17 protein-coding genes are annotated in these 19,569 nt (G+C 63.6%); 12 read left to right on the top strand and 5 right to left on the bottom strand.

Features of this window, described 5'->3' with window-relative positions; translation table 11 throughout:
• Nucleotides 1–237: 237 nt before the first annotated feature.
• The 5 genes from hslO to aroF all read right to left on the bottom strand — a co-directional run bounded on the left by hslO (nt 238) and on the right by aroF (nt 6,112).
• Nucleotides 238–1,113: an Hsp33 family molecular chaperone HslO gene (gene hslO, locus H7687_RS19470; RefSeq protein WP_183350520.1), complete on the bottom strand. Its 876-nt coding sequence runs from the start codon at nt 1,111–1,113 to the stop codon at nt 238–240.
• Nucleotides 1,110–1,667: a hypothetical protein gene (locus H7687_RS19465; RefSeq protein WP_183350518.1), complete on the bottom strand. Its 558-nt coding sequence runs from the start codon at nt 1,665–1,667 to the stop codon at nt 1,110–1,112. Before H7687_RS19465 ends, hslO begins: the two co-directional genes overlap by 4 nt.
• A gap of 3 nt (nt 1,668–1,670) precedes the next feature.
• On the bottom strand, nt 1,671–4,049 hold the full coding sequence (locus H7687_RS19460) for a peptidase U32 family protein (protein WP_183350516.1): 2,379 nt from the start codon (nt 4,047–4,049) through the stop codon (nt 1,671–1,673).
• Between the two features lie 273 nt (nt 4,050–4,322).
• Nucleotides 4,323–4,820: a hypothetical protein gene (locus tag H7687_RS19455; protein WP_183350514.1), complete on the bottom strand. Its 498-nt coding sequence runs from the start codon at nt 4,818–4,820 to the stop codon at nt 4,323–4,325.
• Between the two features lie 272 nt (nt 4,821–5,092).
• On the bottom strand, nt 5,093–6,112 hold the full coding sequence (aroF, locus tag H7687_RS19450; RefSeq protein WP_183350512.1) for a 3-deoxy-7-phosphoheptulonate synthase: 1,020 nt from the start codon (nt 6,110–6,112) through the stop codon (nt 5,093–5,095).
• 397 nt (nt 6,113–6,509) lie between these two features.
• Between aroF and H7687_RS19445 the strand changes: the two genes are divergently transcribed.
• The 12 genes from H7687_RS19445 (at nt 6,510) to cobD (ending at nt 19,553) form a co-directional block, all read left to right on the top strand.
• The gene (locus H7687_RS19445; protein ID WP_183350510.1) at nt 6,510–6,959 is read left to right on the top strand and encodes a YqaA family protein; all 450 of its coding nucleotides are present in this window, start codon (nt 6,510–6,512) and stop codon (nt 6,957–6,959) included.
• A gap of 14 nt (nt 6,960–6,973) precedes the next feature.
• On the top strand, nt 6,974–8,266 hold the full coding sequence (locus H7687_RS19440; protein WP_183350508.1) for a M16 family metallopeptidase: 1,293 nt from the start codon (nt 6,974–6,976) through the stop codon (nt 8,264–8,266).
• An 88-nt stretch (nt 8,267–8,354) separates the two neighbouring features.
• Entirely contained in the window at nt 8,355–8,765 is a 411-nt protein-coding gene (locus H7687_RS19435; protein WP_308470294.1) for a sirohydrochlorin chelatase, read from the top strand.
• Entirely contained in the window at nt 8,765–9,418 is a 654-nt protein-coding gene (locus H7687_RS19430; RefSeq protein ID WP_183350504.1) for a precorrin-8X methylmutase, read from the top strand. The genes H7687_RS19435 and H7687_RS19430 overlap by 1 nt, the downstream gene beginning before the upstream one ends.
• 80 nt (nt 9,419–9,498) lie before the next feature.
• Nucleotides 9,499–10,569 (top strand): cobalt-precorrin-5B (C(1))-methyltransferase, encoded by a 1,071-nt coding sequence (locus H7687_RS19425; protein ID WP_183350503.1) that lies wholly within the window; start codon nt 9,499–9,501, stop codon nt 10,567–10,569.
• Nucleotides 10,570–10,754: 185 nt separating this feature from the next.
• Nucleotides 10,755–11,972 carry a precorrin-6y C5,15-methyltransferase (decarboxylating) subunit CbiE gene (gene cbiE, locus H7687_RS19420; RefSeq protein ID WP_183350501.1) on the top strand — a complete coding sequence of 406 codons (1,218 nt, stop codon included), beginning with the start codon at nt 10,755–10,757 and terminating at the stop codon, nt 11,970–11,972.
• Complete coding sequence (gene cobI / locus H7687_RS19415; RefSeq protein ID WP_183350499.1) at nt 11,972–12,682, top strand: precorrin-2 C(20)-methyltransferase; 711 nt, start codon at nt 11,972–11,974, stop codon at nt 12,680–12,682. Before cbiE ends, cobI begins: the two co-directional genes overlap by 1 nt.
• A 144-nt stretch (nt 12,683–12,826) precedes the next feature.
• A complete protein-coding gene (gene cobM / locus H7687_RS19410) occupies nt 12,827–13,612 on the top strand; it encodes a precorrin-4 C(11)-methyltransferase (protein WP_183350497.1) in 786 nt (261 codons plus the stop codon).
• A gap of 211 nt (nt 13,613–13,823) precedes the next feature.
• Nucleotides 13,824–14,873, top strand: a complete 1,050-nt coding sequence (locus tag H7687_RS19405) for a cobalt-precorrin 5A hydrolase (RefSeq protein WP_183350495.1) — start codon at nt 13,824–13,826, stop codon at nt 14,871–14,873.
• 43 nt (nt 14,874–14,916) lie between these two features.
• The gene (locus H7687_RS19400) at nt 14,917–17,238 is read left to right on the top strand and encodes a cobyric acid synthase (RefSeq protein WP_183350493.1); all 2,322 of its coding nucleotides are present in this window, start codon (nt 14,917–14,919) and stop codon (nt 17,236–17,238) included.
• Entirely contained in the window at nt 17,235–18,194 is a 960-nt protein-coding gene (gene cbiB / locus H7687_RS19395; RefSeq protein ID WP_183350491.1) for an adenosylcobinamide-phosphate synthase CbiB, read from the top strand. The genes H7687_RS19400 and cbiB overlap by 4 nt, the downstream gene beginning before the upstream one ends.
• 279 nt (nt 18,195–18,473) lie before the next feature.
• The gene (gene cobD, locus H7687_RS19390; RefSeq protein ID WP_183350489.1) at nt 18,474–19,553 is read left to right on the top strand and encodes a threonine-phosphate decarboxylase CobD; all 1,080 of its coding nucleotides are present in this window, start codon (nt 18,474–18,476) and stop codon (nt 19,551–19,553) included.
• Nucleotides 19,554–19,569: the final 16 nt, after the last annotated feature.

Below are 19,569 nucleotides of genomic sequence, written 5' to 3'. Positions count from 1 at the left end.
ACCGTTCGGGCTGTGAAGAAGAGGACATGGCGTTTTACGCTTTGCGACGGGCTCGAACCCAAGACGCGAACAAACTGCCATGTCCCGGAACAGAAAATCTAGCTGCTTGATCGTAAACATACAAGACGCAAAGACAACTGCAAAAACAAACAGGGATGAAGGGGATGCAGGGGATAAAACCCTCCGTGGTGTTTATCCCTTTTATCCCCTTCATCCCTGTTCGATTGTATTTTTGCCTTAACCGAGTTCTGAAATCAGCCGCTCGAGATCGGCTTCGCTGTAGTGGTAGCGCTCACCGCAGAACTCGCAGGTGACCTCGGCGCCGTGCTGCTCGTTCACCATTGAGGTGAGCTCCTTCTTGCCCATCGAGATAAGCACCCGCTCGATGCGCTCCCTGCTGCAACTGCAGGCAAACCCGATAGCACGCTTCTCCAGGATGTCGTACTCCATGCCGGAGAGGAGCATCTCCATGATCTCCTCGGGCGTCTTGCCGTCGCGCAGCAGTTCGCTCAACGGGGGGAGCTTTTCGATGTGGTCCATCAACTCCTCGACCACCAGGGGGTCGACGGGAGGTATGGCCTGGATCAGGAAGCCGCCGCACGCGCTGACCTCGCCGTCCTGCTCTATGAACTCGGCAATGCCGACCGCGGACGGGATCTGCTCGGATTCCACCAGGTACAGGGCGAGATCTTCGGCGATGCCGCTGGTGTAAAGCTGGACGGTGCCGCGGTACGGCTCCTTGAGCCCGAGATCCTTGGCGACGGTGAGAAAGCCCGCGCGTCCCAGTGCGTTGGGGACGTCGAGGGCGCCGTCGGGACGAAGCAGGTGCACCTGCGTGTCGCCGACGTAGCCGCGCACGCTGCCGTCGCTGTCGGCTTCGATGACGATCTTCTTCAGCGGGCCGTTCCCTTCGAAGCGCATGGCGACACGCTGGCCCGTCTTCAAAAGGGCGCCCATGAGCGCGCCGGCGGTAAGGGCGCGTCCCAGCGCGGCGGTAGCCGTGGGGAGCGTGCCGTGGCGACGGCAGACTTCGCTGACCGTATTGGTGGTAACGCAGGTAAGGGCCCTGACTGTCCCGGATTTGGCAATCGCGCGCACCATGTAATCTGTCATAGAACCACCCCCACCCTTCCTCCTAATTCACCCTGCTTAAGCCAGAGTTCTTTCAATGTAATGTAATCCCAGATGCTGATCCCCTTCACCCGGTGGGCGAACAGTTCGGCCAGGCGCGGCACCTGGTTCAGGTCGCACACCAGCAGCTCTCCCATCATGCTCAACGACGGTATCCTCTGCACTACCTTCCGGGTCAGCCAGTCGAGGTCGAGCGGCGAAACCGGCCCCAGCTTCAGGAACACGCACTTGCGCGCGGCGCTGAATTCGATCCCCTGGATGGTGAAGCTCGCTGAAAAGGGGATGGCAAAAGGAACCAGCCGCTTCTTCAGTCGGCCGGAAAGCTCGCAGTAGCCGTCTTCGATGCTGAGCCTGAATTCCACCAGTTCATCATCGACCGCCTTGTCCAGGAACTCGCGCTGCATGTAGTCCTGGGTGATGCGGAATTCACGGCGCAGCAGGAGATCCTTGAGGCTCTGCTCCTGCACCAGCCCCATGAAGGCGGGATCGTTGAGCCGATCCTGGATCCTCCCCTTGATCTTGTCGATGATCCCCATGGCTTAGACCAGCCCGGTGCTGAAGTTGAATTCGGATGCGCCCGGTACGGCGATCCCTCTACGGTACGCCTCCAGCACCCGCTCGCGTTCCTGCTGCTGCAGCCCGGAGAGGTCGAGCAGGAACTTGCCGCAGCCAAGCCCGCGCAGGTCGTTGCGATACTGGGTCAGGGCGAACGGCGTCTGTGCGCTCACCACGGTGAGGTGGTCCTTCACCTTGACCGAGTAGAGGTCGCCGCGGTCCGAGGCCAGCGGGGCGTCTCCCTTCATATCCTTGATGGCGATCTTGGAGGTGATCACCGGGACCGGCGCGAAAAGCAGCACGCCGCGGTCGATCTTGACGTCGCTGGAGAGCAACTGGGCCAGGTTGGCGCGGTCATCCTCGATGTAGAGGGTGGCGCGCGCAACGCCCAATTCCTGCCAGGACAAGAGCGCCTGGCTGTTCAGCGAGAAGAGCCGGTAGTCGGTGTTCAGCTCGGCGTCGGTCCCCTTGAAGAACTGGAAATGGGACAGGTTGGTGAGCTCGAAACGCTTGAAGCCGGCGCGCATGATTCCCTGTACCGCGTCCTGGTAGAAGGGGAGGTCCGCCTCGAAGATGATGAAGGGAAGCTGCCACACCACCTTGTGCTCGCTCCCCTTGAGCTTGCGTGCGAAGGGGCCGAACTGGTGCAGGTTTGCCTTGGACACCGGCAGCACTACGGTGTCGACCAGGTCGCGGTGCAGTTCATGCCAGTCCTTGACGTACTCGAGCTTTACGGCCAGCTCTTCCTTGCCGCGCGACGGCGACGGGCGCTTGCCGACCAGTGCCGCCAGCGCCCTTTCCCGGTTCTGAGCGCTTCTGTCCTTGAGGGCACCCAGCGACTGCCCGGAGAGCCACGCGTAGAACCGGCGCCGGATGTCCTTCAATACTGGCGGGGGGATCATCAGCGCGGGGAAGTCGGGGGCCGACAGCGATGTCAGGGTGAACTCGGTGTCGCCGCTCTTCGAGAACTGCGCGCGCAGCACGCCTTCCATGTCGCTGGTGCGGGAGGGCTCCAACTCGCCCAGTTCAAATTCGGTGCTGAGGTCGTTGCCGAGCACCTTGGCGTCGATCTTCAGTTTCTGATCATGGTAGGAGAGGGTGAGCCGGCAGGGGATGCTCCCCCCCTTCACCCCTTCCAGCCGCCTGAGGCAGGCGTTTTCGCTCATGGTGAAGGCGGTCTCGGAGGAAACCTTGAACACCGAGTCGCCCAGCTTGAACGGGAAGGGGGACGGCGTCGACACCAGGGTGTTTTCCCTGGCGTTCATCACCTTCTTGCCCCCCAGGTACAGTTCCTTGATGGTGAAGGCGCGCCCGGCCATGTCGCTCTTGGGCTGGACGCGGATGCGGTCGCCGACGTGCAGTGCGTCCTTGGTATCGAAGCTGATCCGGTTGCCGCGGATCTCCCTGATGTCGCCCAGGTAGCGGCCGGTGGCTCCCTTGATGGAGGGGGTGGAGATGTCGGTCGGGTTGTGCGAGGCGAGGAAGCCCTTGGTCGGCACCCGACCGAAGGAAAGCTTCAGGAGCTCCTTGGCCTGGGCCACCTTGGCCGCGTGCTCGCCCGGCGCGGCGTCCAGCACCATGCGGTAGGCGCCGATGACGCTGGCGACGTACTCCGCCGACTTCATCCTTCCCTCGATCTTCAGGGAATGGACCCCCGCCTCGATAAGCTGCGGGATCATCTCGATGCTGGAGAAGTCGTTGGTGGAAAGATAGTAGCCTTCTTTTCCCTTGTGCTTGTACTGGCGGCGACACGGCTGCGCGCAGCGCCCGCGGTTGCCGCTGTGCCCGCCCAAAAACGAGGAGAAGAAGCACTGGCCGGAGATGGAGAAGCAGAGGGCACCGTGGATGAAGCATTCGATCTCGGCGCGGCTCGCCGCCACGATGGACTTTATCTCGTCGATGTGCAGTTCGCGGGCCAGCACCACGCGCTCGAAGCCGAGCTCCTCGAGCTGGCGCACACCCAGCGAGTTGTGGATGGTCATCTGCGTGGAGGCGTGCAGCGGTATGCCCGGGAAGAACTCGCGCGCGAGGCGCGCCACGGCCATGTCCTGCAGGATCACGCCGTCCACCCGCATCGCCTCCAGGGCGGCGAGGTTGTCGATCAAAAGGGGCAGTTCGCTTTCTTTGACGAGGGTGTTGAGGGTGACGTAGACCTTCCTGCCGTGGGCGTGGGCATAGGCGGTCATGCGCTCCATCTGGGAGAGGGTGAAGTTCTTGGCCTTGGCGCGGGCGGAGAAGTCGCGCAGGCCGGCATAGACCGCGTCGGCACCTTTCTCCATGGCGGCGAAAAAGGCTTCCAGCGAGCCCGCGGGCGAGAGTAATTCGGGTTTATTGGTGACAGTACCGTTTGGTTTTAATGACATCCGCCTAGAGTACCGGAAGGGGTGGCACGGGTCAAGGGGCAACGGGCATGGGCACAAAATCCCCACTGTCCCCCCTTCGCAAAGGGGAGGACGTGAGGTCACGTGCACGGCAGAAGGGACTGGCTCCTTCAGGTGCCTGTCCCTCTAGCGGAACGCTCCTTTCTGCTCAGGAACGCTTCTTTCAGCTCAGCCAGCTTTGGGGGACTGGGATTTGGCGGCCGGCTTAAGGGGACAGGCACCTGGCGGAGCCAGTCCCCTCGCTTCGGGGAGGGGCTACTTCTTGGGCTGGATGGGGAGGTACTTGTACCTGCGCTTCTTGCTGGTGAGATCGGCTAAGGAGTAGATCTCGGATTGGGCGATGCTCCAACCGGAACCTTCTCTTTTGAGATGGATCGACTTGGTGACGAATTCGGTGCCTGGCGTGCTGGCCTCGAAACCGAGCCGCGCCTGCACGACCGCGCTCTTGCCGCTCTTCAGCGAGACCCGGGCTTCCTGGATCTTCTCCCAGCAGCAGGCGGGCTTGCGCGGCGCGGAGGCAAGCCGGTTGGCAAACTTCTCGCGGCCGTCCCTGCCGCCGTTGGTGTGCTGGTAGAGTTCGTCGAACCTGCCGTCGCGCCAGAGGTCGAGGATGGTTTCGAAATTCTTGAGCACCTCCGCTTCGCTGGCGGATGAGCTGTCCTGAGCGGGGGCGCCGCGCCGGGCGCCTTGGGAGGGCGCGGCGGCGATGGCTATAAGCAATATAAGGATCAGCAACGGGCGCAGGACGGGCATGGTGACACCTCCTTCGGTGCAAGTACCCGGAGAGCATACCGTAAAACACAAGTCACGCCAGTTGTTGGGGATCCAGGCCCTTTCGGTCGACCCGTCCACCGTAGGGGCGAATAATCATTCGCCCTGATGCCATCGTCCCCGTTACACAAGATCGTGTCCGTCAGGCGACAGCGCTGGGGCGAATAATTATTCGCCCCTACAGGTGGAGGGGACCGTGGGCGGGAGGAATTTTACCAGCCCCCAGCCCCCAGTCCCTAGCCCCTGCCTTTGCTTTACAGCGTCTTCTCCGCCGCTTCGGCGAACAGCTTCAGCCGGTCCATCAGCGCCTGGAACTTCTTGGGCTTCAACGATTGTGGCCCGTCGGAGGACGCCTTCTCGGGGTCGGGATGCACCTCGATGATGAGACCGTCGGCGCCTGCGGCTACCGCGGCATAGGACATCGGCGCGATGTAGTGGTAGTTGCCGGTGCCGTGGGAGGGATCGATCACCACGGGGAGATGGGTCTTGTTCTTAAGGACCGGGATGGCGGAGAGGTCGAGGGTGTTCCTTGTGGCGGTCTCGAAGGTCCTGATGCCGCGCTCGCACAGGATCACGGACTGGTTCCCCTCGCTCATGATGTACTCGGCGCTCATCAGGAATTCCTGGATGGTCATGGACATGCCGCGTTTCAAGAGGATCGGCTTGTTGATCTGCCCGACTTTCTTCAACAGGGCGAAGTTCTGGGCGTTGCGCGCGCCGATCTGCAGCATGTCGGAGTAGGAGGCGACCAGGTCGACGGATTCGGGATCGATGACTTCGGTGACGAAGGGGAGGCCGGTGAGGTCGCGGGCCTTGGCGAGGAGTTTCAGGCCTTCTTCTTCAAGGCCCTGGAAGGAGTAGGGGGAGGTGCGGGGTTTGAAGGCGCCGCCCCTGAGCATCTGGGCGCCGGCCGCCTTGACGGCGTGGGCCGATTCGATGATCTGTTCCTCGCTCTCCACCGAACAGGGGCCGGCCATGACCACCAGTTCCTTGCCGCCGATGGCGAGGGTGTCCGAGATGCGTACCACGCTCGGCTCTTTCTTCACTTCCTTGGAGGCCAGCTTGTACGGCTGCAGGATGGGGACCACGCTCTCGACCCCCTGCATCGACTCCAGCGTCTGCAGCACGCTCTTGCCCCGCTCGTCCCCGACCGCGCCGATCACGTCGCGGGTGGTGCCGCGGATGATGTGCGGGGTGTAGCCCAGTTCCTTGATCCTCTTGGTGACTGCGTCCCGTTCCTTCTTCGGTGCTCCTGCCTTCATTACCACGATCATACTCACGCTCCTTTTGGTCCCCGAAAGCGAAAGGGCCGGAGGATTGCTCCCCCGGCCCTTAGTATGATGTTCTGGTAAATCAGCTATCCGAACCGTAAGGGGGAGGAGAATCCTGCCACCCCGGCTTCGGTTCGGAATTTAGTACCTGCTACCTAAATTACACCTCTACCCGGGGCGACGGCCTAAAATAAAAGCCGTACCAAAAGTAAAAGTTAGTAAAGGTAAAGTAGCCGGTGTTGATCATGACAGCGTTTATGCTACCCGCACGCTCTAATGTCAACAAAAAAGTTGCCCCTGCTCGTCCCCTGTGACACACCGCCCGCATCGGGACTTACTTAGTCCCGAATTAATTCAATGTTGTTTGACAATCCGCACCCTTTCCGCTAATTTGACCGGAATGCACGAGTGGCTGGTCAATTACGGGTTTTACTCCCTGTTTCTGCTGAGTTTCCTGGCCGCCACCCTGCTGCCGCTCGGCTCGGAGTGGCTGGTCGTGGCGATGTTGATCGGGCGGCAGAATCCTGTCGCCGTGGTCCTGGTCGCCACCGCCGGCAACTACCTGGGAGCGCTCAGCACCTACTGGATCGGCCTCTACGGAGGCGATTTTTTACGGCGCCGGGTGCTGCGCATGGACGAGGAGACGACGCGCAAGGCGGAGCGCTTCTATGAACGCTTCGGCTCGCTGTCGCTTCTGTTCAGCTTCCTGCCGGTGATCGGTGACCCGCTCTGCCTCGTTGGCGGGGTGCTGCAGGTCGGTTTCATCCGCTTTTCCCTCCTGGTGTTGACCGGCAAACTGGCGCGTTACGCGGCGGTCGCCTGGCTCACCCTGAAGGGGGCGGCACTCTGAAGTACGGAGGTTTGATGCTCAGCTGTACCAAGAAGGTTCTCCCCAACGGATTGCGGCTCGTCTCCGTCGAGATGCCGCATCTGCACAGCGCGGAGATTGCCATCTACATAAAGGCGGGAGGCCGCGACGACACCCCCGGCAAGGCCGGCATCTCCCATTTCCTGGAGCACATGCTCTTTCGCGGCTCCAGCGAGTTCGCTTCCAACCTGGAACTTGAGATCGCCTTCGAGGCCATCGGCGGCAGCGTCAACGCGGCCACCGACGAGGAGACCACCTGCTACTTCTCCCGGGTGCACCCGGACCAGATCGCGGAGGGGATACGTCTTTTCTCCTCGATGCTGTTGACCCCGACCCTGGAAGGGCTGGAGATAGAGAAGCGGATCATCACCGAGGAGGCGCTGGAGGACATCAACGAGCGCGGCGAGGAGACCAACACCAGCAACCTCTGCAGCAAGCTCCTGTGGCCGGACCACCCGCTGGGGACGCCCACCATCGGTTACCTGGACAGCATCAAGGGGATCACCGAGCAGGACCTGCGCCGCTATCTCGCCGATCACTACGTTCCCGGCAATGCGCTCATCGTCGCGGCGGGACGGCACAACCCGGAGCAGTTCTTCGCGGCCTGCGAGAAGTTCTTTGCCGGCTGGAGCGGCGGCAGTGCCGTTCCGCCCATCCCGGCCAACCAGGTGCAGCAGGAACCGCGCGCCGTTTTCGTCAAGGATTCGGACAGCCAGGTGAACCTGCAGATCGCCTTCCGCGGTTTTGCGCGGCAGGACAAGCGCTTGATGGGGCTTCGGCTGATGCGGCGCATCCTTTCCGGCGGCGGCAGTTCGCGTCTGCACCTGTCGCTGCGGGAGAAGCTGGGCATCGTCTATTCCGTGGATGCATCGTTATCCGCGTACGAGGAGACCGGCGCCTTCGCCATCGAACTGTCGACCGCACCGGAGAACCTGGTGCTGGCGGTGTCCGAGGTGTTGCGCGAGGTGAAGAGTCTCGCCTTCGAGGAGGTCGGGGAGGCGGAGTTGGCCCGGGTCAAGGAAGGATACTTCTACGACCTCGAGTACAGCGCCGATTCCACCTACGAGATGCAGGTCCGTTACGGCTGGGGCGAGTTGATGTCCCTGCTCCGGACCATCGAAGAGGACCGGGCCGAGGCAGCCGCGGTCGGCGCCGAAGAGTTGCGGCACATGGCCCATGCCCTGTTCGCTCCCAAGAACCTGGTCCTCGCCGCCGTAGGCCCGTGGAGGGCGCCCGCCAAGCGCGCGGTGGAGAAGCTGGTCCGGGAGTACCGGAAGGGGTGGGGGTAAAACAAGTTCTAGGTTCTACGTTCTAAGTTCTACGTTGAACCCGGAACCAACAGCACCCTCCCGACGGTTTTAACGTAGAACGTAGAACATAGAACGTAGAACGGAAGGTTTAGATATGAAGACAGCTTTGTTGCTTATGGCTCACGGCAGCAGGATCGCCGAGGCGAATGACGCGGTGCACGAGATCGCTAAACGGGTTAAGAAGATGACGCAGTTCGAGATCGTGGAGGTCTCCTTCCGCGAACAGCACCTGCCCAACATCCAGCAGGGTGTCGACGCCTGCGTGGCGCAGGGGGCGGAGCGCATCCTGCTCGTTCCCTATTTCCTCTACATGGGGGCGCACGTCCTGGAGGATCTCCCCGAGGAACTGGAGGAGGCGAGGAAACGCCATCCGGGCGTGGAGATGGTGCTCGGCAAACACCTGGGCGTGCACGACAAGCTGGCCGAGGTCGTGGTCGAGCGCGTAGCGGAGAGCCTGACCGAGCAGAGGTGGCACTGATGTCGGTGCACCTGCGCCCCGAGGAGATCGAGGCGGAGTCGTTCCGCATCATCGAGGAGGAACTGGGGCCGCACAATTGGAACGCACAACAGTGGCCGCTGGTGCGCCGCGCCATCCACACCAGCGCCGACTTCGACTACGCCCGCAGCATGGTGATCACCGACCGCGCGGTAGCCGGCGCCATCGAGGCACTGAAGGCCGGATTGGGCGTCGTGACCGACACGACCATGATCATCTCCGGCATGAACAAGGAGCGGCTGAACCGGTTCGGCGCGCAGCTCTCCTGTTTCGTTGCCGATCCGCAGGTGGCGAAGGAGGCCAAGGAACAGGGGGTGACCCGTTCCATCCTGGCCATGCGCAAGGCGGCCAGGGACGCGGCTAACGGCATCTTCGTCATCGGCAATGCGCCCACCGCACTGTTCGAACTGATCAGGCTGATCCGCGAGGAAGGGGTGCGCCCGAGATTGATCGTGGCGCTGCCGGTCGGTTTCGTCGGCGCCGCCGAGAGCAAGGACGCTCTGCGGGAGTTGGCGCAGGAATACCCGGAGTTGCAGTTCGTCACCAACATCGGGCGCAAGGGCGGCTCCAACGTTGCGGCCGCGGTGATGAACGCCATACTCATCCAGGCCGTCGGAACTGAGCCTGCGAACTAGTTTTTTCATGCCGGGACCCCGTCACCGGCCGGTCTTTACATGCAATTTTCTGTGATTTCGTTCTTCACATGGGATGACGTATGAGCGGGAAAGAACTCAGATACGGCTTCACCACCGGTGCCTGTGCCGCTGCCGCCGTTAAAGGCGCTGCGCAGATGCTGCGCGACCAGGCCATGGTCGACGAGGTGCAACTGACGCTCCCCTGCGGCAAGGGGGCGCGGTTCCGCATCGAGGGTGGCGTGCTGCACGATAACACCGCTTCCTGCTACGTGGTCAAGGATGCCGGCGACGATCCGGACGTGACCAACGGCGCCCAGATCCACGTCACCGCCCAGGTGGAGATGTTCACCAAGAACCGCATCGTGATCCAGGGCGGTACCGGCATCGGCAAGGTGACCAAGCCCGGACTGGCGGTCCCGGTGGGCGAGTGGGCGATCAACCCGGTGCCGCGCAGCATGATCCTCGAGGTGATCAAGGAAGTCTTCGCCGTGCGCTGCGTCCCGGCCACCTTTACCTTTACCATCAGCATCCCCAACGGGGAGGAGCTGGCCAAGAAGACGCTCAACGAGCGCCTGGGCATCATCGGCGGGCTTTCCATCCTGGGGACCTCCGGGATCGTGAAGCCGATCTCCACCCGAGCCTGGACCGATACCGTGGATACCGCCGTCGATGTAGCGCTCGCCTGCGGCTCCCGGACCGTGGTGCTCTCCACGGGGCGCAGTTCGGAAATGGCGGTGCAGCGGATCCTGAAGCTGACCGAGGAATCCTTCGTCATGATGGGGGACCACTTCGGTTACTCGCTGCAGAGTTGCGCCAGGAAGGGCGTTCACGAGGTGGTGGTGGCGGGGCAGTTTGCCAAGCTGGTGAAGATCGCCTGCGGCCACGAGCAGACCCACGTCACCTCCTCCGATTTGGACCTGGTGACCGTCGCCTCCTGGCTCAGGGATAACCCGGCCACCGCGCACCTGGAGAACCTGGCGCGGGAAGCCAACACGGCGCGCCACCTGCTGGAGGCTTCGGGGTTTGACAAGGGGCTGATCAAGCTGGTGTGCAGCAAGGTGGCCGAGGCCTGCGCCGAACTGGCGCCCTGGTTGAAGGTGCGGGTGTTCCTGGCCGGCTACCAGGGGGAGATGCTGTACTTCGACAGATAGCACTCTCTTAGAGGATGGCTTGGAGGTAGCAGAAGGGACTGGCTCCGGTTCGGTGCCTGTCCCTCTAGCGGAGCGCTTCATTCCGCTTAGCCGCCTTACCCAACCCAAGGGGGACAGGCACCTGGCGGAGCCAGTCCCCTGAGGGGATGAACGTTTTTTGACTTGTGATGAGAAAGGAGGGGGGCATGGCGGAACAGAAGATTTACCTCGTCGGCGCGGGCATCGAGGGATGGGAAGGCTTCGGCAAACAGGCACTCGAGGTGATCGACAGCGCCGAGGTCCTCATCGGCCACAAGCGTCTGCTGGACATCTTCCCCGACTTCAAGGGGGAGAAGCGTCTCCTCGAAGACCTCTCCATCATGCTGGAGCACCTGAAGAACACGGAGAAGAAAACCGTGGTCCTCGGCTCCGGCGATCCCAACTTCTTCGGTGTCGCTCGTTTCCTGCTCAGGAACCTCCCCAAAGAGCGCATCGAGATCTACCCCAACGTGACCAGCGTGCAGTACGCCTTCGCCCGGATCAAGGAACCGTGGGATGACGCCACCTTCGTATCCGTGCACGGCCGTGGCATCAAGCCGGCCCTGGACCGCATCGTGGCCAACGAGAAGATCGCCATCCTCACCGACAGCGTGAACACCCCGGCGGTGCTGGCCAGGGAGTTGATCCACCGCGGCGCCGAGGGGTACGAGGCCTGGGTCTGCGAAGACCTGGGACTTGCCACCGAGAAATTCACCAAGACCGACGTGCGCGGGCTGGTCGACTTCAAATGCTCGCCGCTCAACATCCTGATCCTGATCAAGACCTGGGAGCCGAACCTCGAGAACTACCCGATGATCGGCATCCGCGACGACGAGTTCGCCACCGCCAAGAAGCTGATCACCAAGGAAGAGGTGCGCGCCATCACGCTGGGCAAGCTGCAGCTTCAGGACGACCTGGTGATGTGGGACATCGGCGCCGGCAGCGGCTCGGTCTCCATCGAGGCGGGCAACCTGATGCCCAACGGCCGCATCTTCGCCTTGGAGAAGAACCCGCAGTACCTGACCTACCTCAAGGAAAACCTGAAGAAGTTCGTGGCCCGCAACGTCACCGTGGCCGAAGCCTACGCACCGGAAGGGCTGGAGGACCTGCCCGATCCGGACCGCGTCTTCATCGGCGGCTCCGGCGGGATGCTCGAGGAGATCATCGAGGCGGTCGACAAGCGCCTGAAGCCCGACGGTTTCATCGTCCTCAACGCGGTGACCCTGGACACCCTGACCAAGTCGGTTGAATTCCTGGAAGACCACGGCTACACCGTCGAAGTCACCTGCGTCAACATCTCCAAGACCCGCAGCCTCACCGAATATAAGATGTTCGCTGCTCACAACCCGGTGTACGTGATCGCCGCCTGGAAAGGGGAGGAGTAGTGGCGGTTGTCTACGCGGTAGGTGTGGGGCCGGGCGATCCGGAACTGTTGACCAGGAAGGCGGAGCGGATCTTGCGGAGCGTGGATGTCATCTGCGCCCCTACCGGTGCGGCCGAGGGAGGGAGCTACGCCCTTTCCATCGTCGAGGAGTTCATCGACCGCAGCCGCCAGGAAGTGCTGATCCAGCTGTTCCCCATGGTGAAAGACCAGCAGGGGCTGGACCCGTTCTGGGAAGAGGCCGCCGACCAGGTGGCGCAGCGGATAGCCGCCGGCAAGGACGTCGCCTTCGTCACCATCGGCGATCCCTTTCTGTATTCCACCTACCTCTACATCCACAGGATCTTCCTCGCCAAGTACCCGGAGATAAAGATAGAAGTGGTGCCCGGCATCTCCAGCATCCTCGCCTCCTCCGCCGTCTCCGGTCTGCCGCTTGGGCTTGGGGCCGAGCGCATCGCGATCCTCCCCGCCACCTACGAAAAGGACGAGCTGAAACGCACCCTGGAAGAGTTCGACACCGTGGTGCTCATGAAGGTGAACCGGGTGTTCGATTCCGTCTATGCAGCTCTCAAGGAGTTGGGGCGGGAAAAGGGGGGCGTCTTCGTGCGCAGGGTCGGCTCGGCGGAAGAAGAGGTGCATCACGACCTGGAGTCCCTGGTGGGCCAGAAGCTCGATTACCTCTCCATGCTGATCGTGAGGAAGAACCCGCTGTAATCTAGGTCCTTTCTCCGCTTCCATCTGCTCCTCCCCCCGGAGGGGGGAGGTTGGGAGGGGGGCTGCGCTTATGGAAAAGATCCCCCTCCCTGTCCCTCCCCCTCCGGGGGAGGGGACGCTGGAATTTCATCGAAAGGTTTTCCCATGTCCCATGAGAACATAGTCCATTTTGTCGGCGCCGGTCCCGGCGACGTCGAGCTGATCACCGTGAAAGGGGCGCGCCTTCTGGGTGAGGCGGACGTCGTCGTTTATGCCGGCAGTCTCGTCGACCGCGAACTGGTGCTGACCTATGCGCCGGATGCGCGGGTGTACGACTCCGCCGGGATGGACCTGGAACAGACCACCAAGGTGCTGGTCGAGGCGGTGCTGGCGGGACAGGTGGTGGTGCGACTGCACACCGGCGATCCCTCCATCTACGGGGCGATCCAGGAGCAGATGGAGGAACTGGACAAGGTTGGCATCGGCTACGAGGTGGTCCCCGGCGTCACCAGCGCCTTCGCCGCCGCTGCCACGCTGAAGCAGGAGCTGACTCTCCCCGAGGTGTCGCAGACCGTGGTGATCACGCGCCTGGCCGGGCGGACGCCCGTCCCCGAGCGGGAGCAGTTGGCCAACATCGCGCAGATCGGCGCCACGCTGGTCATCTACCTTTCCATCTCCATGATCGAGAAGGTTGTGGACGAAATGCTCTCCGGCGCCTACCAGGCGGACACCCCCGTCGCCGTGGTGGCCAAGGCTTCCTGGGCGGATGAGCAGGTGCTGACCGGGACGCTGGCTGATATCGCGGCGAAGGTGAGAGATGCCGGCATCGGGAAGCAGGCGCTCATCGTGGTGGGGGACGTGCTGCGGGCGCGCGGCGAGGGGATGAAGGCCAAGTCGCTGCTCTACGACAAGGGGTTCAGCCACGGGTGTCGGGAAGGAATCGTAACTTAGAAACGGTTCTACGTTCTATGTTCTACGTTCTACGTTAACCCCCTTGGAACACCTGCAATTATAGGGGACTGGCTCCGCCAGGTGCCTGTCCCCTTGGTGCTGGGGGGAATGTTGGCTGAGCTGAAAGGAGCGTTCCGCTAGAGGGACAGGCACCTGACGGAGCCAGTCCCTTCTGCCGCGCACCTTCTCTGCAGAAAGGTCCATATTCCATTTGCGTGTTGCCATCATCGCCATAACAGCCAACGGCGCCAAGCTGGGTGCGACGCTCAAGCGCGGCCTGCCGCAGGGCACACTCTTTGTCCTCGCGAAGCACGCGGTGCCCGACGCGGTGCCGTTCTCGGATCGGGTGCCGGCGCTCCTGGCACGGCTGTGGCCCGACTTCGACGGGTTGGTCTGCATCATGGCCACGGGCATCGTGGTGCGCTCCATCGCGCCGCTGCTGCAGGGCAAAGAGCAGGACCCGGCCGTCGTGGTGATGGACGACGCGGGCCATTTCTCCATCTCCCTCCTCTCCGGCCACCTCGGGGGCGCCAACGCCCTTGCCGCCCAGTGCGCCGACCTTGCCGGCGCGACGGCGGTGATCACCACCGCGACCGACGTCAACGACCTCCCTTCCTTCGACATGCTGGCCCAGGACAACGGCTGGCGCATCGAGGACCTGTCCCGGGTCAAGGTGCTGAACGCACTGCTACTGGAGGGCAAGGAGATCACGGTTGTCGACCCGACCGGGAAGGTGGCGGAGTACTGCAGAGAGAAGGGGAACCTTCGCTTCGCGGAAGATTGGGGACAGGCGGCCCAAAGCGGCGCCAAGGGCGTGGTGTTGGTGACCAACAAGCTGGTGCCGGCCGGGATCGACCGGGAACGGACTCTGGTGCTGCGCCCCGTCGATCTCTGCCTCGGCATCGGCTGCAACCGGGGCACTACGGCCGACGAGATTGAATCCGTCGTTGCCCGGCACCTGGCGCAGCTCTCCCTGTCCGAGGGGAGCATCAAGTGCCTGGCGAGCGCGGAGGCAAAGGCCGATGAAGAGGGCTTGTTGGCCTACGCGCGGGAAAAGGGTATCCCGCTGATGTTCTTCGGCAGCAACGTATTGAACGGGGTCGACGTCCCATCGCCGCCGTCCGAGCATGCCTTCGCCGCCATAGGGGCGCGCGGGGTCGCCGAACCGGCCGCGCTGCTCGCCGCCGCGGGCGGAAAGCTGCTGCTGCACAAGGTGAAGGACGGCAACGTCACCCTCGCCATTGCGGAGGCGGGCGAATGATTATTCGCCCCTACAAAATCGAATCACCAGAGGTTCCAGTTTAATGTCCAAGCTTTACGTAGTAGGGATCGGCCCCGGCGGGCTGAACCACATGACCATCGAGGCGCGCCAGGCAATCGAGGACGCCGACGTCATCGTCGGCTACCAGGCCTACCTCGACTTCATCCAGCCGCTCCTTTCCGGCAAGATTCTTTATTCCTCCGGGATGATGCGCGAGGTGGAACGTTGCTCGCAAGCCCTCACCATCGCGGCCTCGGGCAAGACCGTGGCGCTGGTTTCCAGCGGCGATGCCGGGATCTACGGCATGGCCGGCCTGGCGCTGGAACTGGCCGACGAGCCGGACGCGCCCCAGGGCGTGGAGGTCGTCGTGGTCCCCGGTGTCTCGGCGGTGCAGGCCGCGGCCTCGGTCCTCGGCGCGCCGCTCATGCACGACTTCGCCGTCATCTCGCTCTCGGATTTGCTGACCCCGCTGGACAAGATCCGGCAACGCCTCAGGGCTGCCGCCGAGGCGGATTTCGTGGTGGCGCTGTACAACCCGCGCAGCAAGGGGCGCACCACCCAGATCGAGGAGGCGGCTGCCATCCTGATCGCGGCGCGCGGCCCGCAGGTGCCGGTCGGTATCGTCCGTAACGCCTGCCGGGACGGCGAGGAGCGCATCATCACCACGCTGGGCGAGATGCTGAACCACCCGATCGACATGTTCTCCATCGTCATCATCGGTAACGCCTCGACCCGGCTCTGCAAGGACGGCAGGATCGTCACCCCGCGCGGTTACGCCACCCGCGGCGAGAGCCAGAACCCCAACCGCAGGAAGCGCAGGACCGATGCGGGCGCCGACAGCGGCGATCCGCACGCGGTGATGTTCTGCGGCACCGGGTCGGACGTGGGGAAATCGGTGCTGACGGCCGGCTTCTGCCGCATCCTCAAGCGCCACGGCCTTTCGGTGGCTCCCTTCAAGTCCCAGAACATGGCGCTCAACTCGGCGGTGACCCCCGAGGGGGGCGAGATCGGGCGCGCCCAGGGGGTGCAGGCGGAGGCGTGCGGCATCCCGCCCCACACGGACATGAACCCGATCCTTTTGAAGCCCAACTCGGACACCGGCAGCCAGGTGATCGTGCAGGGCAAGGTCGTGCGCAACATGGGCGTCAGGGAGTACAACGCCTACAAGCCGGAGGCGTTCCTGAAGGTGCAGGAGAGCTTCCAGCGGCTGCGCGAGCGCTACGCCTTCATCGTCATGGAGGGGGCGGGGAGCATTGCGGAGATCAACCTGCGCGAGCACGACATCGCCAACCTGAAAGTGGCGGCCATGGCCGGTGCGCCGGTTATTTTGGTGGCGGACATCGACCGGGGCGGCGTCTTCGCCCAGATCGTCGGCACCCTCGAACTGCTCACGCCGGAAGAGAAGGCGCTGGTGAAGGGTGTCATCATCAACAAGTTCCGCGGCGACGTTTCGCTGCTCGACTCGGGCATCGAGTACGTGGAGCGGCGCACCGGTGTCCCGGTTCTGGGGGTGCTCCCCTGGTTCAAGGGCCTCGCCCTTCCCGAAGAGGACAGCGTCGCCCTGCAGAAAAAGCCGGCGGCGCCCAAAGGGTTGCGCTCCGCCGAGAAGTTACGCGTGGGGGTGGTGCGTCTGCCGCGCATCTCCAACTACACCGATTTCTCCGTGCTCGAGGCGGAGCCCGATGTGGATGTCTACTACATCCATTCGCCCTGGCTGGTGGAAACCATGGACCTCGTCATCATCCCGGGGACCAAGTCGACCATCGCCGATCTGGTCGCCATCAAAGAGCAGGGGATCGCCGATGCCCTGTGCCGCTACCAGGGGCCGGTGGTCGGCATCTGCGGCGGCTACCAGATGCTCGGCGCTGCCGTTAACGATCCGGACCGGGTCGAATCGAGCCTGGAAAGCACGGATGGATTGGGACTTTTGGATGTGGTGACCACCATGCTCAAGGAGAAGCAGACCCACCAGGCACAAGGGGAATTGCTGCCGGCAGGGCAGGGGGTGGCGCCGGGATGCGGCACCGCTGTCGCCGGATACGAGATCCACATGGGGGAAAGCGTGCTCGGCAGCGGTGCGAGCCCGTTCGCGCGCATCAGCAGCCGATCCGGGGCCGGCGCCGACCTGGAGGATGGTGCCGTTTCCGCCGACGGCAGGGTCTTCGGCACCTACCTGCACGGGATCTTCGACAACCACGCCTTCCGGACCGGCTTCCTGAACCGGATCAGGCGGCAGAAGGGTATCCCGGAGCGGGCGGAAGTGGCGCTTGCGCCCGACCCCTGCGATGAGCTCGCGGTGCACATGGAAAAGCACCTCGACCTGGAGCGGATCTTCCAGATCTGCGGCATCTCGCGCGGCCGATGACGCTCGTCGAGTCCCCCGTCGCCGTAGTGCTCGGCGCCGTGCTGCTGGACCTGGTCCTCGGCGACCCGCGCGCCTTGCCGCATCCGGTGGTCGGCATCGGCGAGATGATATCTTCGCTGGAAAAGCCGCTGCACCGCATGATCCCGAACGTACGCGTGGCGGGTGTGGCACTGCTGGTGATCACCGTCGGCGTCAGTTATGCGCTGGCGGCGTCGCTCATCTATGCGGCCTACCAGCTGGCCCCGGCAGCGGGGTTTGTCGTCAGTCTCTACCTCGCCTGGGTATCGCTGGCGGCGCGCTCGCTGCACCTGGAGTCTGCCAAGGTGGTGCGGGCGCTGCAAGAAGGTGATCTTCCTGCAGCCAGGGTGGCGCTCTCGTATATCGTCGGGCGCGAGACCGCGGAGCTGGACGAGCCGGAAATCATCCGGGGCGCGGTAGAGACCGTGGCGGAGAACACCGGCGACGGCGTCATCGCGCCGCTGTTCTACCTGCTGCTGGGCGGTCCCGCGCTGGCCATTGCGTACAAGGCGGTCAACACCCTCGACTCCATGGTGGGCTACAAGAACGAGCGTTATCTCGAGTATGGCTGGGCCTCGGCCCGCTTCGATGACCTGGCCAACTACGTTCCGGCGCGACTGACCGGACTGCTCATGGTGCTGGCGGCGCCGTTGTGTGGTTTGGACGGTGGCGGCGCCTGGCGGATCCTGCGCCGGGACGGCAGGAACCATTCTTCGCCCAACAGCGGTTTTCCCGAGGCGGCGGCCGCGGGTGCGCTCGGTGTGCGGTTGGGCGGGGCGAACCGGTACTTCGGAAAGATCGTGGAGAAGCCGACCATCGGGGACGCGCTGCTGCCGCTGTCCCAGGCAACGTACGGCGGGGTGGTGCGGCTCATGTACGGCAGCGAGGCGCTGCTGGTGGCGGCGTGGCTTGCCACCGTGGCCCTTTTCAATCGTTGATCATCTGTGGGGGCGAATAATCATTCGCCCTGCTTTTTCCAGCAACACAACGGATATTCGCCGCTGCATCAACGGGGCACGCGCGGCTGGGCAAATGATTATTTGCCCCTACAGTCTGACGTGTAATTGGCGAGGACTGCAGGCCTCCCCCCGGAGGGGGGAGGTTGGAGGGGGGATTCGATCTGCGCAAGGAAGACATCCCCCTCCCTGGCCCTCCCCCTCCGGGGGAGGGGACGCGAGGGGCGGGGCAGGTGCACTGCCGGAGGCGGAAAGGTAATTATGGCAATCCCACATGAACATGGCGGCAACGTCTTCGCCGTGGCCAGGAACCTCGGACTGGCGCCGGAGCGGATCATCGACTTCTCCGCGAGCATCAACCCGCTGGGGATGGCTCCGGGGGTGCGCGAGGCACTGACGCAGAGCCTGGACCGCCTGCTCCATTACCCGGACAAGGGTGCCGCCGAACTGAAGCAGGCGCTGGCCGCCTACCACGGTGTCGATCCTGCCCAGATCGCCGTCGCCAACGGTTCGACGGAACTGATACACCTGCTGCCGCGCACCTTCCCCGGCCGCAAGGCGCTGGTCGTCGCGCCCGCGTTTGCCGAGTACGCTCTGGCCCTGGAGCGGGCGGGGTGGCACATCGACTACTTCACCCTGTCGCCCGACGTCGACTTCGCCCTCGACACGGCGGCACTGGGGGAGAGGCTGAAGGCCGGGTACGACATGCTGTTTCTGTGCAACCCCGGCAATCCGGCCGGGAACCTGCTGCCGCTGCATGACGTGACCAGGGTCATCGACCTGTGCCGGGAGAGCGGCACCTTCCTGGTGCTCGATGAGGCCTTCATAGATTTCTGCGAGGAGGAGTCGGCGAAGCACCTGGTGCGCGGCAACCCGCGGGCTGTGTTGCTGCGCTCAATGACCAAGTTCTTCGGCATCCCCGGGTTGCGCCTGGGGTACGCCATTGCCGCTGCGGAAACCGTGGCGCAGATCGTGGCGCAGCAGGATCCGTGGAACGTGAACACGGCGGCCCAGGTGGCCGGCATCGCATCGCTGGCTGATGAGGGGTATTGCGTCCGCACCAGGAGTTACATCGACGAGGAGCGTGCCAGGCTTGCCGCCGCTCTCGCGGAGATCCCGGGTCTGCAGGTCTTCAGCGGGCGGGCCAACTACCTGCTGGTTCGGATTCTGCGCCAGGGGGTAAGCGCGAGACTGTTGCGCGAGGCGCTGCTCGCCAAGGGGATACTGATCAGGGACTGCGGCAATTTCCAGGGGCTGGATGCCTCCTTCTTCAGGGTGGCGGTAAGGCTCGAGGGAGAGGATGATTTGCTGCTGCGGGCGTTGGTGGAGGCGTTGAGGTAAAGGGAGTCGAGATAGG

The sequence above is a fragment of the Geomonas paludis genome, from assembly GCF_014193585.1.
GTDB lineage: Bacteria > Desulfobacterota > Desulfuromonadia > Geobacterales > Geobacteraceae > Geomonas > Geomonas paludis.
This window is presented reverse-complemented; position numbering and strand designations above follow the sequence as displayed.

What these genes read in the sequence shown, in the direction of transcription:
- hslO (WP_183350520.1), bottom strand. Translation starts at nt 1,113, where the DNA reads ATGACAGATTACATGGTGCGCGCGATTGCCAAATCCGGGACAGTCAGG.
- H7687_RS19465 (WP_183350518.1), bottom strand. Translation starts at nt 1,667, where the DNA reads ATGGGGATCATCGACAAGATCAAGGGGAGGATCCAGGATCGGCTCAAC.
- H7687_RS19460 (WP_183350516.1), bottom strand. Translation starts at nt 4,049, where the DNA reads ATGTCATTAAAACCAAACGGTACTGTCACCAATAAACCCGAATTACTC.
- H7687_RS19455 (WP_183350514.1), bottom strand. Translation starts at nt 4,820, where the DNA reads ATGCCCGTCCTGCGCCCGTTGCTGATCCTTATATTGCTTATAGCCATC.
- aroF (WP_183350512.1), bottom strand. Translation starts at nt 6,112, where the DNA reads ATGATCGTGGTAATGAAGGCAGGAGCACCGAAGAAGGAACGGGACGCA.
- H7687_RS19445 (WP_183350510.1), top strand. Translation starts at nt 6,510, where the DNA reads ATGCACGAGTGGCTGGTCAATTACGGGTTTTACTCCCTGTTTCTGCTG.
- H7687_RS19440 (WP_183350508.1), top strand. Translation starts at nt 6,974, where the DNA reads ATGCTCAGCTGTACCAAGAAGGTTCTCCCCAACGGATTGCGGCTCGTC.
- H7687_RS19430 (WP_183350504.1), top strand. Translation starts at nt 8,765, where the DNA reads ATGTCGGTGCACCTGCGCCCCGAGGAGATCGAGGCGGAGTCGTTCCGC.
- H7687_RS19425 (WP_183350503.1), top strand. Translation starts at nt 9,499, where the DNA reads ATGAGCGGGAAAGAACTCAGATACGGCTTCACCACCGGTGCCTGTGCC.
- cbiE (WP_183350501.1), top strand. Translation starts at nt 10,755, where the DNA reads ATGGCGGAACAGAAGATTTACCTCGTCGGCGCGGGCATCGAGGGATGG.
- cobM (WP_183350497.1), top strand. Translation starts at nt 12,827, where the DNA reads ATGTCCCATGAGAACATAGTCCATTTTGTCGGCGCCGGTCCCGGCGAC.
- H7687_RS19400 (WP_183350493.1), top strand. Translation starts at nt 14,917, where the DNA reads ATGTCCAAGCTTTACGTAGTAGGGATCGGCCCCGGCGGGCTGAACCAC.
- cbiB (WP_183350491.1), top strand. Translation starts at nt 17,235, where the DNA reads ATGACGCTCGTCGAGTCCCCCGTCGCCGTAGTGCTCGGCGCCGTGCTG.
- cobD (WP_183350489.1), top strand. Translation starts at nt 18,474, where the DNA reads ATGGCAATCCCACATGAACATGGCGGCAACGTCTTCGCCGTGGCCAGG.